Here is a 12137-nt window from a genome sequence, read left to right on the forward strand (position 1 = left end):
AATGGCCCACCACGGTGGACGGCGAAACCCGACTAGCACGATGCGAGCGCCCCGGTCGCTATACTCGATGCAACAGAATCGACCGGATCAATCACGTGGGCCCCATCTACAAATACGCGGTGGTGGTGGTGTTGCTGGTGGTGATTTTCAGCCTCGGCCAAGCCTTGTACTACATGATGACCGACAAGCACGACGACAAGCGCATGGCCTGGGCGCTGACGCGCCGCATCGCACTCTCGCTGCTGCTGATCGGCATGGTCGTGTTCGGCATCTGGATGGGCTGGCTGCAACCGCACGACGTGGGCCAGTGATTGTAGCTGCCCAGGCACCGCCTGTTTCCCCGCAACACGAAGAAGCCCGCCAATTGGCGGGCTTCCTGTATTCAAACTCGATCCGTGGCGAGGCTTCTCATGAAGAGTCCGGCCATGGACGGTCGGTTTTTGATCTTCGCCCTCCGCGACACGATGTCGCATGAAGTCAAAACAGTCAGGCCATGGATGTCCGGCTTTTGACTCTCGCTCTCCGCGACAGGATGTCGCGTCAAATCACAGGATGTAGACGAACAGGAACAGGCCCAGCCACACCACGTCCACGAAGTGCCAGTACCACGCCACGGCCTCGAAGCCGAAGTGGTGTTCCTTGTTGAAGTGGCCCTTCAGCACGCGGCACCAGATCACCGCCAGCATGATCGTGCCCAGCGTTACATGCAGGCCGTGGAAACCGGTGAGCATGAAGAAGGTGGAACCGTACACGCCGGAATGCAGGGTGAGATTGAGTTCCTTGTACGCCTCCATGTACTCGTGCGCCTGGCAATACAGGAAGGTGGCGCCCAGCAGCACGGTGAGGCCGAGGAACAGCAGGATCCTGCCGCGGTGGCCGGCACGCAGCGCGTGGTGCGCGATGGTCACAGTGACGCTGGAAGTGAGCAGGATCAGCGTGTTCAACAGCGGCAGGCCCCACGGCTGCACCACGCTGAAGGCGCCGCCGACGTGCAGCGGACCATTGCCACCTGCCACGCCCCACGAGCCGCTGTAGGCCTCGTAAAGGTACTGGTGGGTGAGCACACCGTGCCCCTCGCCGCCCAGCCACGGCACCGAGAAATTGCGGATGTAGAACAGCGCGCCGAAGAAAGCGCCGAAGAACATCACCTCGGAGAAGATGAACCACATCATGCCCATGCGGAACGAGGTGTCCACCTGGTGGTTGTAGCTGCCGGCCAGCGATTCCTTGATGACCGAGCGGAACCACCCGAAGAACATGCCGAGGACGCCGACCGCGCCGATGGCGATCACCGTCTTGCCGAAACCGGTATCGCCCGGTTCCGCATTCAGCCAGTGCGCCGCGCCGAACACGGTGAGGAACATCACCACCGCGGCCACGATGGGCCACTGGCTCTTGCTCGGTACGTAGTAGACGTCGTGCTGCTGGGACATGCTGAGACTCCGTGGAGTTTCCCGTGAAGCGGCAAAACCGCGACCGCTTCACCCAATGTGGCGGTGAACCGCCGCGACTACTTCATCAACAGAATTTGTACGAACGGCAACAGGAAGAACGCACCGACCACGATGGCCAGCACCAGCACGGTGCGGCGCACGCCGTGGCGATGCTTCGGCCCGAGTTGTCCGTTTGCTGCTTGGCTGGTCATGTGCCTGTGCCTTCCGCGTCAATCGTCCACGTGGCCGTGCGCGAGCTCTTCGTCGCGCACCACCGGCGGCACTTCGAACGTGTGGTGCGGCGCCGGTGACGGCACCGTCCACTCCAAGCCCTTGGCGCCTTCCCACACGCGGTCGGCGGCCTTCTTCCTGGCGAAGAAGGCGCAGTGCACCACCACGCCCAGGAAGATCAGCTGCGATGCGCCGAACAGGAAGCCGCCGATCGAGCTGATCATGTTGAAATTGGCGAACGCAACGTTGTAGTCGGGGATGCGGCGCGGCATGCCGGCCAGGCCCAGGAAGTGCTGCGGGAAGAACAGCACGTTCACGAACACCACGCTACACCAGAAATGCACCTTGCCCCAGAACTCGTTGTACATGTGGCCGGTCCATTTCGGCAGCCAGTAGTACGTGCCGCCCATGATCGCGAAGGCCGCGCCAGTCACCAGCACGTAGTGGAAGTGCGCCACCACGAAGTAGGTGTCGTGGTACTGGAAGTCGGCGGGCACCAGCGCCAGCATCAGGCCGGAGAAGCCGCCGATGGTGAACAGGATGATGAAGGCGACGGCGAACAGCATCGGCGTCTCGAAGGTCATCGAGCCGCCCCACATCGTCGCCACCCAGTTGAACACCTTCACGCCGGTCGGTACCGCGATCAGCATCGTGGCGTACATGAAGAAGATATCCGCGCCCAGCGGCAGGCCCACCGCGAACATGTGGTGCGCCCACACGATGAACGACAGGAAGGCGATGCAGGCGATCGCGTACACCATCGCGCGGTAGCCGAAGATCGGCTTGCGCGCGAAGGTCGGCACGATTTCCGAGATGATCCCGAACGCAGGCAGGATCATGATGTACACCTCGGGGTGGCCGAAGAACCAGAACACGTGCTGGTACAGCACGGGGTCGCCGCCACCGCCCGGGTTGAAGAAGCTGGTACCGAAATACTTGTCGGTGAGCAGCATGGTCACCGCGCCGGCCAGCACCGGCATCACCGCGATCAGCAGGAACGCGGTGATCAGCCAGCTCCATACGAACACCGGCATCTTCAGGAGATCCATGCCTGGCGCGCGCATGTTGAGGATGGTGGCGATGATGTTGATCGCACCCATGATCGAACTGATGCCCATCAGATGGATCGCGAACACCACGTAGGCCAGCGAGCTGCTCTGCAGCGACAGCGGGGGATACATCGTCCAGCCGCCGGCCGGGCCACCGCCGGGCAGGAACAGCGTGGACAGCATCAGCGCGAAGGCGAACGGCAGGATCCAGAACGAGAGATTGTTCATGCGCGGCAGCGCCATGTCCGGCGCGCCGATCATCAACGGGATCATCCAGTTACCCAGGCCCACGAAGGCCGGCATGATCGCGCCGAAGATCATCACCAGCGCATGCATGGTGGTCATCTCGTTGAAGAAATACGGCTGCACCAGGTCCAGCCCCGGCTTGAACAGCTCGGCGCGTATCACCATCGCGAAGCTGCCGCCGATGAAGAACATCGTCAACGAAAAGACGAGGTACAGCGTGCCGATGTCCTTGTGGTTGGTGGACATCACCCAGCGCTGGAAGAAGCCCTCCGGCGCGTGGTGGTGGTCGTGGTGATCGTGGGTGGCTTCGTGGGCCATTGCGCACCTCTGCCTTAAGTCTGTCGATGGCGCGACCGCGGGCGGCCGCTCTCCGGAATAGGGATGCTTTCGCGGTGGATCAGCCGTGGCCGGCCGGCGCGGCGGCGGTGGGGGCGGCTGCCGGCGTCGCGGCCGGAGCCGGCGCATTCGCCTGTTCCTGCGCCGCCAGCCACTTGTTGAAATCCTCCTGCGAAACAGCCTTCACCACGATAGGCATGAAGCCGTGGTCCTGGCCGCACAGCTCGGCACACTGGCCACGGTAGGTGCCAGCCTCGTTGATATTGGTCCAGGCCGAATTGACGATGCCCGGGATGGCATCCATCTTCCAGCCGAACGCGGGCACCCACCACGAGTGGATCACGTCCTCGCTGGTGATGACGAAGCGGATCTTGGTGTGGATCGGCAGCACCAGCGGCTTGTCCACGTTGAGCAGGTAGGTGTTCTCGTTACCGGTCTTCACCGCGTACGGATCCATGCCCGAGCCCAGCTGGCGGGTCTTGTCGGAAAGCTCGTCGAGTCGGGACATGAAGCCGACCTTGCTGACCGGCTTGCCCTGGTAATCGACGTAGTCGTAGCGCCATTTCCACTGGTAGCCGGTGACCTTGATCGTCATCTGCGCGCCGGTGGTGTCCGCGAACGAGACCAGTCCGCCGGTGGCCATCCACGCCAGCGCCATCAGAATCAGCACCGGGATCGCCGTCCAGATGATCTCGACCGTGGTGTTGTGCGACCACTTTTCCGGTACCGCGCCGCGTGATTTGCGGAAGCGGAACATGGCGATGAACATCGCGCCGAACACCACGATGCCGATGACGACGCAGACGCCGAGGGCGACGTTGTTGAGGAAATACGGCTCGCCCGACCAGGTGGTCACGCCGCGCGTCATGTTGAGCTGCCCCGGTTCGGGGTTGGCCTGCGCGATGCCGGCGCACAGCGCCAGCATGGGCGCCAAGGCCGCCGAGACGGCGCGCTTGATGCCCAGCCCGCGGCCCGGTTCGGCCCCGTCAGTCCTGATGCTGCCAGATGTCATGCTCTCGCCCTTTGTTGAACCTATCCGCGCCGCTGGCCGTTGACCTCGTCCAGCAGCAGCTTGAGTTTCCGCAACAGCTCGACACGTTCCTGTTCGGCAAGGAACCCGCCGATTTCCAGCTCGCGCCCGTGCGACGACAGCAGCAGGCGATGACATCCGTTATCCCCTTCGTCCAACCGCACGCGCACCCAGCAGGACTGGAAACGCACGCAGCGGCGCCCCGGCAGCGACTGCACCACCAGCGACCTTTCGTCGAGGATGATGCGCTCGCCGCGGCGGCCGACCCGCCAGGCCACGCGCAAGGCGACAGCCACGGCAGCCGACTCGACCAGGGCGAACAGCGGGGCGAACACATTCCCCACCCACGCACCCAGAACGGCGACAGCCAGCGCCAGCACCACCAGAAGCATGATGAGCCGACGCAGCCCGCGCCGGCTGAGCGTGCGATTGGGCCTAAGCCATATCGACACGCGGGGCAAGCCGGCGGCGGCTGGTCGTAGCACGATCATGGAGATCCGGCGTGCCAAGAGCGCTTCGATGATAGGTCGCAATGGCCGCAAGGGGCAAGAATGCCGCAGGCGCCTGAGCCGGACCGGTTTTGCCGGCACCGTTTGCCGACATGCGCCTTAGGTCTCCCGTTCGAAGGTCTGCAGGCCGGGTTGCGGCGGCGCGGCGGCGCACGGCGTACAATCCCGCGTTCCGTTTCGCCCCTTCCCACCGCATCGACCCTGCCGTGACCCAACCCATTCTCAGCCCCGAACTCCCCGCCGGCGCCGAGCCGGCCCGCGCGCGCATCACCGCCGCGTGGCTGCGCGACGAAACCGAAGCGGTCAACGACCTGCTCGCCCAGGCCACCCTGCCACCCGCCGAGCGCGAGCAGGTGATCGACGTCGCCGCCGGCCTGGTGACCCGCGTGCGCGTGCGCGCCAAGGACCAGAGCGCGGTCGAATCCTTCATGCGCCAGTACGATCTTTCCTCCGAGGAAGGTGTGCTGCTGATGTGCGTGGCGGAAGCGCTGCTGCGCATCCCCGACAAGGCCACCGCCGACAAGCTGATCCGCGACAAGCTGGGCGACGCGGACTGGAAGAAGCATCTCGGCCAGAGCGAGTCGCTGTTCGTCAACGCCAGCACCTGGGGCCTGATGCTCACCGGCCACCTGGTGAACCTGGCCGAGGAAACTCGCCGCGACTTCACCGGCGCATTGAAGCGCCTCGCCGGCCGCGCCGGCGAGCCGGCAATCCGCCTCGCCGTGCGCCAGGCCATGCGCATCATGGGCCACCAGTTCGTGATGGGGCAGACCATCGACGAGGCGCTGGACCGCTGCGCGAAGAAGGAATACGCGGTGTACCGCTATTCCTACGACATGCTGGGCGAATCCGCGCTCACCAGCGAGACCGCCGAGCGCTACCAGGAAGACTACCGCCGCGCCATCGCGCGCATCGGCGCGCGCGGCCCGTTCGCCAATCACACCGACGCGCCGTCGATCTCGGTGAAGTTGTCCGCGCTGCATCCGCGCTACGAAGTGGCCAAGCGCGCCATCGCCCGCCGCGACCTCACCGCCAAGCTGCTGGAGCTGTCGCAGCTGGCGATGAAGCAAGGCATCGCGCTGTCGGTGGACGCCGAGGAGGCCGACCGTCTCGAACTCTCGCTGGACATCATCGGCGACGTGTTCGCGCATCCCTCGCTGCAGGGCTGGAACGGCCTGGGCATCGTGGTGCAGGCGTACTCCAAGCGCACGCCGTTCGTGATCGACTGGCTGATCGAGACCGCCCGCGCCGCCAATCGCCGCTGGTACGTGCGCCTGGTCAAGGGCGCCTACTGGGACGCCGAGATCAAGCGCGCACAGGAACAGGGCCTGGCCGGCTACCCGCTGTACACGCGCAAGCCGAACACCGACGTGTCTTACCTCGCCTGCGCGCGCAAGCTGTTCGACGCCGGCAGCGAGCTGATCTATCCGCAGTTCGCCACCCACAACGCGCACAGCATCGCCGCCGTGCATCACGTCGCGCGCGGCCGTCCGTTCGAGTTCCAGCGTCTGCACGGCATGGGCACCGACCTGTACGCGGAAGTGATCGGCCCGCAGAACCTCAACGTGCCCTGCCGCGTGTACGCGCCGGTGGGCACGCACGAAGACCTGCTGCCCTACCTGGTGCGCCGCCTGCTGGAAAACGGCGCCAACACCAGCTTCGTCAACCGCGTGGTGGACGAGACCCTGCCGGTGCGCGAGCTGGTGGCCGATCCCTGCGAAACGGTGCGCCGCTTCGCTTCCATTCCCCATCCGCGCATCCCGCTGCCGGTCAATCTCTTTGGTGAGCTTCGGAAGAATTCCATGGGCATCAACTTCTCCAACGACAACGAACTGAAGGCCACCGCCGAAGCCGTCAACGGCAAGTCCGGCCCCTGGAACGCCGAACCGCTGGTGCCGGGCGGCAAGGGCAACGGCCCCACCGTGCAGGTGACCAACCCGGCCGACCGCCGCCAGAACGTGGGCAGCTACATCAGCGCCGACGCCGCACTGGTGGACAAGGCACTGGCCAACGCCGTCGCCGCCCAGCCCGCTTGGGACCGCCTGCCCGCCGCCAGTCGCGCCGCCATCCTCGAACACGCGGCGGAACAGCTCGAAGCGCGCCGCGCCGAATTCATCGCGCTGTGCGTGCGCGAAGCCGGCAAGAGCCTGCCCGACGCCATCGCCGAGATCCGCGAGGCCGCCGATTTCCTGCGCTACTACGCCACCATGGCGCGCCGCCTGTTCGGTCATCCGGAACAACTCCCGGGACCAACCGGCGAGAGCAACCAGTTGTTCCTCAACGGTCGCGGCGTATTCGTCTGCATCAGCCCGTGGAACTTCCCGCTGGCGATCTTCCTCGGCCAGGTGAGCGCCGCGCTTGCCGCCGGCAACAGCGTGATTGCCAAGCCCGCCGAGCAGACCAGCCTGATCGGCTACGCCGCGGTGAAGCTGCTGCACGAAGCGGGCGTGCCCGAGGCCGTGCTGCAGTACCTGCCCGGCGACGGCGCCGTGGTCGGCGCCGCGCTGACCAAGGACCCGCGCGTGGCCGGTGTCGCCTTCACCGGCTCCACCGAAACCGCCTGGGCGATCAACCGCGCGCTCGCCGCGCGCAACGCGCCGATCGCCGCGCTGATCGCCGAGACCGGCGGCCAGAACGCGATGATCGCCGACTCCTCCGCCCTGCCCGAACAGATCGTCAAGGACGTGATCGCCTCTGCCTTCCAGTCCGCCGGCCAACGCTGCTCCGCGGCGCGCGTGCTGTTCGTGCAGGAAGACATCGCCGACAAGGTGATCGGCATGCTTGCCGGCGCGATGGCCGAGCTGAAGGTGGGCGATCCGGGCCAGCTCTCGACTGACGTCGGCCCGGTGATCGACGAGGACGCGCGCAAGATCCTCGTCGACCACGCCGCACGCATGGACAAGGAAGCGAAGAAGATCGGCGAAGTGCCGCTCGACCCGGCTGCCGCCGCCAACGGCACCTTCTTCGCACCGCGCGCCTACGAAATACCGGCGCTTGCCACCCTCACGCGCGAAGTGTTCGGCCCCGTGCTGCACGTGCTGCGCTGGAAGGGCAGCGAACTGCCGCAGGTGGTCGAGCAGATCAACGCCACCGGCTACGGTCTCACGCTGGGCGTGCACAGCCGCATCGACGACACCGTGGAATACATCCGCAGCCACGCCCGCGTCGGCAACTGCTACGTCAACCGCAACCAGATCGGCGCGGTGGTCGGCGTGCAGCCCTTCGGCGGCGAGTCGCTGTCCGGCACCGGCCCCAAGGCCGGCGGCCCGCACTACCTGCTGCGCTTCGCCGGCGAGCGCACGCTCACCGTCAACACCACGGCGGCCGGCGGCAACGCCTCGTTGCTGACCATCGGCGAATAACGCCATTCCCCTCGCTCTCGACCGTGTTGAGAGCGAGGGGAATTTTGCGTCGCCCGATTTCCGTATTAGCCTCGCGGCTCCACATCCATAGGGAACCGCGATGTCCCGTCCGCCTGCAACCATCTGTCTGCTGGCCAGCCTGTTCGTCGGCACTACGGCCTACGCGCAAACTGCGGCTCAGAAGCAGCAACTGATTTCCGCCCTGGTGTTGCCCAGCGACGCGAAAATCAATCTCCTCGACAGCAGCGGCAAACCTATCAGCTACGACGACTTCATGCGTCAGGCGCGCGCTCCCGGCGCATCGTTCTCCAAGTCCGTCAATGCGCAATCCGAGGTCGTGCTGCGCATCAACTCCGCCCATCAGGCACCGGCGCCCAATACGCTATCGCTCAAGCTCAAACCGAGCGAGGCACTCCCCGCCTTCGACCTGCGTACCGCGCAAGGCCAGCGCGTGACCAATGCGGACTTCAAGGGCCATTACACCTTGCTCAGCTTCTACTTCGCCGACTGCATCCCGTGCATCGCCGAGGTACCCACGCTAAACGCGCTGGCGAAGCAACACAAAGACTTCAAGCTGCTCACAGTGACCTACGAGTCACGCGACACCGCGCTGACGTTCGCCAAACAGCGCAAGCTGCAAGTTTCCAGCCTGGTGGATGCCCAAGCGTGGATCGACGCGCTCGGTATCTCGACCTATCCGGCCCTGCTGCTGATCGACCCGCAAGGCCATCTGGTCGCCGCCACGGTCAGTACTGCGCTGGCCACCCAGGCCAATCACGATATCCCCACGGCCAACGAAATCACGCGATGGGTGAATCAGTACCGCAAGCCGTAACGCGACGCTGATCGAAACGGTGCGCCGCAACGTGCGGTGCGCCGTCCATCCGGCGCACGCCGATCATTTCATCATGAATGATCTCATCAGGATTTGCGGCAACAGCACACTCAGCGACCCTTTGCTTTCTTCCTGACGGCTGGCGTCGCCGTCCTGCGACGCGGTGAGCGGGGCGACGGTGTGCCCGCGGCCTGCATGCGATGCGCGTTGAGGATGGCGGGGATCAGGCCGGGAAAGCGCTGCTCGATTTCTGCGCAGCGCGTGGTGTTGTGCATTTCCACGCCGGATCGTTCGCTGCGGACCAGGCCCGCTTCGCGCAGCACGCGGAAGTGCTGCGACAGCGAGGATTTGGGGATGACGCGGTCGCCGGCCTGCTGGAACGCGGTACAGGCCGCGGCGCAGTCCAGGCCTGCCAGCCTGGCGTAGATCGACGCGCGCACGGAGTCGGACAGCGCGTGGAGTATGCCCTCCACGGTGACGTCGTCGATCGATGGATGGAACAGCGGACGCATGGCGGCATTTTACCCGCCCCTTGACGATTGGTTCCATAGTTCATATATCTTGAACTACTGGATTTAAGAACCCGGACCATCCCCCACTCGCCACACTCGCAGGAACCCACCATGAGCAAGCTCCAAGGCAAGACCGCCCTCGTCACGGGCGCATCCAAGGGCATCGGCGCCGCCATCGCGAAGGCACTTGCCGCCGCAGGCGCCGCCGTCGCCGTGAACTACGCCTCCAGCAAGGCCGGCGCCGACGCCGTGGTAGCCGAGATCACCGCGGCCGGCGGCAAGGCGTTCGCCGTGCAGGGCGACGTTTCGAAGGGCGCCGATGCGCGGGCCATCGTCGCGCAGACGGTCGAGCGTTTCGGTCGCCTCGACATCCTGGTCAACAACTCGGGCGTCTACGAGTTCGCGCCGATCGAGGCCATCACCGAAGAGCACTACCGCAGGCAGTTCGATGTCAACGTGCTGGGCCTGCTGCTGACCACGCAGGCGGCGGAAAAGCACCTCGGCCAGGGCGCCAGCATCATCAACATAGGCTCGCTGGTCAGCCGTATCACGCCACCGGGTTCGGCGGTGTACACCGCCACCAAGTCGGCGGTGGAAGGCATCACCGGTGCGCTGGCACGGGAACTGGGCCCGCGCGGCATCCGTGTCAATGCCCTGAATCCGGGCATCGTGGAGACCGAAGGCACCCATAGCGCCGGCTTCATCGGTTCGGAGTTCGAGACCCATGCCGTGGCACAGACGCCGCTGGGTCGCATCGGCCAGCCGCAGGACATTGCCTCGATCGCCGTTTTCCTGGCCTCCGGCGACGCAGGCTGGCTGACCGGCGAGAAGCTCTACGCTGGCGGCGGCCTGCGCTGAACCACCCACGCGACAGGGAGACATCCCGACGCTGACCACGCCGTGGATGTTCCCCTGCCAACGCAGGATCGAAACGGCTTCACGGTCGGTCGCTTGCGCAATGCACAAGCGACCGGCCGCGCAGACGTGCTAGAAAGTCCGGATCGCGGGCCGCCTTGGCCTGGCTGCGTCGGAGCATCGGCACCATGGCACGTCCCGCCGGCATGATCGGCTTCCATTCCAGCGCGCACGCCACGCAAGTGACGGACGATCCGCGCTACACCGCGGCGGAATTTCCCACCAACAAGCTGCTCTATCTGACGCAACTCGCCGATGGCTGCGGCGTGGACAGTCGCTCGTGGTTCGGCGGCCTGGGCCTGAACCGCGCGCAGATCGCGGATCCGGCGCTGCGCGTTTCCTACCGGCAGGCCAGCCTGTTCGTGCATCGCGCACTCACGGCGCTGGGCGCGGCGGGCGTGCGCGACGCGGGGCTGCGCATCGGCCGCGAGGGCACCGTCGGCGGCTTCGGCCTGCTGGGGCTGGCGATGATGACCTCCCGCACCTTCGGCGAGGCGATGCAGTCGGGCATCCGCTACCACAAGATCTGCGGCTGCCTGCTCGACCTCGCGTTCGAGCCAGTGGACGAACATGCCGTGGCGATGGTCGCGCTGCCTCTGTTCGACGACGCCAGCCTGCTTCCGTTCTTCTGTGAGGAGCTGTTCGCCAGCTCGACGCTGATCGCGCGCGAGCTGGTCGGCACCGAGCTGCGTCCGCTGCGGCTGGAGCTGGCCTACCCGCGCCCGGACCACGCCGACGAGTACGCGCAGCTGTTCGGCTGCGAGCTGCGCTTCGACGCGCCGCGCTGCCGGCTGCTGATCGGCACGGAGTGGCTGGCCCATCCGCTGCCCGGCTACAACCCGCTCACCGCGCAGCAGGCGTTGGCGCTGTGCGCGCAGCAACGCACGCCGGATGGCGGCGAACCGCACCAGGAAATCGTCGCCGCGGTGGAACGCCTGCTGCGCAGCCAGTTGCGCCAGCAGCCCACGCTCAACGAGGTGGCGCGCACGCTCAACCTCAGCGAACGCTCGTTGCGCCGCCGGCTCACCGAAAGCGGCCGCGTGTTCCGCGAGATCCACGACCGCGTGCGCGCCGAACGCGCGCTGCAACTGCTGCAGGGCGGCGACCTGAGCGTGGCCGAGATCGGCGGCGAGGTGGGTTTCAGCGATCCGCGCGAATTCCGCCGCGCGTTCAAGCGCTGGACCGGCATGGCGCCGCAAGAGGCGCGGCGCGCTGCAGCTTGAAGCTCTCGCTCGTCGTTCCGACGCAGACCGAATCCAGTAACCGCATAGTTAGAGGCTCCGTTTCACCTATGTGGCAAATCATCCTTTTTGACTGCGACAACTACGAAGACCTCGACAGCCTTCTTCGCGGCCTCTCTTCCATCGCGACTTTTCGAGATGGCACAGCGTTCTATTTCTACTCACAACTACCCGGCGAGCCTGAATTCGAGCTCGACTGCGAGCTGATTCAAGGCGGTCTCATTACCAGCCGGAAGGGAGAGTATTTTTCATTCTTTGGGCATTTCATTGATGCCTTGACTTCACGGTTCGGTACTTTGGAGATTGGCAGGAATGGCACTCTTCCTATATCCAACCTCTAATCTTTCGATCAAGTAGCGTTCGCGCGGAGCGTGCTCTTACCAAAGCCCCGCACACTGGCCGCTTTGCCCCCCATGCCCTGGCCGTTTTACCCTCCCC

General features: G+C 65.5%; 12 protein-coding genes. 6 read left to right on the forward strand and 6 right to left on the reverse strand.

Translation table 11 applies throughout. From position 1 onward, the window contains the following. The first annotated feature begins 95 nt into the window (after window positions 1–95). Window positions 96–311: a twin transmembrane helix small protein gene (locus tag ISP25_RS11975; RefSeq protein WP_192107600.1), complete on the forward strand. Its 216-nt coding sequence runs from the start codon at window positions 96–98 to the stop codon at window positions 309–311. 234 nt (window positions 312–545) lie between these two features. On the opposite strand, the gene ISP25_RS11980 is transcribed toward ISP25_RS11975, so the two are convergent. The 5 genes from ISP25_RS11980 to ISP25_RS12000 form a co-directional block, all read right to left on the reverse strand. Beyond that, window positions 546–1433 carry a cytochrome c oxidase subunit 3 gene (locus ISP25_RS11980; protein WP_404614130.1) on the reverse strand — a complete coding sequence of 296 codons (888 nt, stop codon included), beginning with the start codon at window positions 1431–1433 and terminating at the stop codon, window positions 546–548. Between the two features lie 77 nt (window positions 1434–1510). Next, window positions 1511–1645, reverse strand: coding sequence for a hypothetical protein (locus ISP25_RS11985; RefSeq protein ID WP_255523410.1), 135 nt, complete (start codon window positions 1643–1645; stop codon window positions 1511–1513). 18 nt (window positions 1646–1663) lie between these two features. After that, window positions 1664–3277: a cytochrome c oxidase subunit I gene (gene ctaD, locus ISP25_RS11990; RefSeq protein WP_404614132.1), complete on the reverse strand. Its 1614-nt coding sequence runs from the start codon at window positions 3275–3277 to the stop codon at window positions 1664–1666. Window positions 3278–3356: 79 nt separating this feature from the next. Continuing rightward, window positions 3357–4220: a cytochrome c oxidase subunit II gene (coxB, locus tag ISP25_RS11995; protein WP_450088484.1), complete on the reverse strand. Its 864-nt coding sequence runs from the start codon at window positions 4218–4220 to the stop codon at window positions 3357–3359. Between the two features lie 107 nt (window positions 4221–4327). After that, a complete protein-coding gene (locus tag ISP25_RS12000; RefSeq protein ID WP_404614136.1) occupies window positions 4328–4816 on the reverse strand; it encodes a DUF2244 domain-containing protein in 489 nt (162 codons plus the stop codon). A gap of 224 nt (window positions 4817–5040) precedes the next feature. Between ISP25_RS12000 and putA the strand changes: the two genes are divergently transcribed. Both putA and ISP25_RS12010 read left to right on the forward strand, forming a co-directional pair. After that, on the forward strand, window positions 5041–8196 hold the full coding sequence (putA, locus tag ISP25_RS12005) for a bifunctional proline dehydrogenase/L-glutamate gamma-semialdehyde dehydrogenase PutA (RefSeq protein ID WP_404614138.1): 3156 nt from the start codon (window positions 5041–5043) through the stop codon (window positions 8194–8196). 100 nt (window positions 8197–8296) lie between these two features. Further along, the gene (locus tag ISP25_RS12010; protein WP_404614140.1) at window positions 8297–9031 is read left to right on the forward strand and encodes a TlpA family protein disulfide reductase; all 735 of its coding nucleotides are present in this window, start codon (window positions 8297–8299) and stop codon (window positions 9029–9031) included. Window positions 9032–9141: 110 nt separating this feature from the next. Here ISP25_RS12010 and ISP25_RS12015 read toward each other — a convergent pair whose 3' ends face one another. Further along, window positions 9142–9543: an ArsR/SmtB family transcription factor gene (locus ISP25_RS12015; RefSeq protein WP_404614142.1), complete on the reverse strand. Its 402-nt coding sequence runs from the start codon at window positions 9541–9543 to the stop codon at window positions 9142–9144. A gap of 111 nt (window positions 9544–9654) precedes the next feature. Here ISP25_RS12015 and ISP25_RS12020 point away from each other — a divergent pair, with 111 nt between their 5' ends. From ISP25_RS12020 to ISP25_RS12030, 3 genes are all read left to right on the forward strand, one after another. Beyond that, window positions 9655–10401 (forward strand): glucose 1-dehydrogenase, encoded by a 747-nt coding sequence (locus ISP25_RS12020; RefSeq protein ID WP_192155666.1) that lies wholly within the window; start codon window positions 9655–9657, stop codon window positions 10399–10401. A 185-nt stretch (window positions 10402–10586) separates the two neighbouring features. Then, window positions 10587–11681, forward strand: coding sequence for an AraC family transcriptional regulator (locus ISP25_RS12025; protein WP_192155668.1), 1095 nt, complete (start codon window positions 10587–10589; stop codon window positions 11679–11681). Continuing rightward, window positions 11678–12040, forward strand: coding sequence for a hypothetical protein (locus ISP25_RS12030; RefSeq protein ID WP_404614145.1), 363 nt, complete (start codon window positions 11678–11680; stop codon window positions 12038–12040). Before ISP25_RS12025 ends, ISP25_RS12030 begins: the two co-directional genes overlap by 4 nt. Window positions 12041–12137 lie beyond the last annotated feature (97 nt).

The organism is Rhodanobacter hydrolyticus (assembly GCF_044904645.1).

What these genes read in the sequence shown, in the direction of transcription:
- ISP25_RS12015 (WP_404614142.1), bottom strand. Translation starts at nt 9,543, where the DNA reads ATGCGTCCGCTGTTCCATCCATCGATCGACGACGTCACCGTGGAGGGC.
- ISP25_RS12020 (WP_192155666.1), top strand. Translation starts at nt 9,655, where the DNA reads ATGAGCAAGCTCCAAGGCAAGACCGCCCTCGTCACGGGCGCATCCAAG.
- ctaD (WP_404614132.1), bottom strand. Translation starts at nt 3,277, where the DNA reads ATGGCCCACGAAGCCACCCACGATCACCACGACCACCACCACGCGCCG.
- ISP25_RS11985 (WP_255523410.1), bottom strand. Translation starts at nt 1,645, where the DNA reads ATGACCAGCCAAGCAGCAAACGGACAACTCGGGCCGAAGCATCGCCAC.
- ISP25_RS12025 (WP_192155668.1), top strand. Translation starts at nt 10,587, where the DNA reads ATGGCACGTCCCGCCGGCATGATCGGCTTCCATTCCAGCGCGCACGCC.
- ISP25_RS12000 (WP_404614136.1), bottom strand. Translation starts at nt 4,816, where the DNA reads ATGATCGTGCTACGACCAGCCGCCGCCGGCTTGCCCCGCGTGTCGATA.
- ISP25_RS12010 (WP_404614140.1), top strand. Translation starts at nt 8,297, where the DNA reads ATGTCCCGTCCGCCTGCAACCATCTGTCTGCTGGCCAGCCTGTTCGTC.
- ISP25_RS11980 (WP_404614130.1), bottom strand. Translation starts at nt 1,433, where the DNA reads ATGTCCCAGCAGCACGACGTCTACTACGTACCGAGCAAGAGCCAGTGG.
- coxB (WP_450088484.1), bottom strand. Translation starts at nt 4,220, where the DNA reads ATGCTGGCGCTGTGCGCCGGCATCGCGCAGGCCAACCCCGAACCGGGG.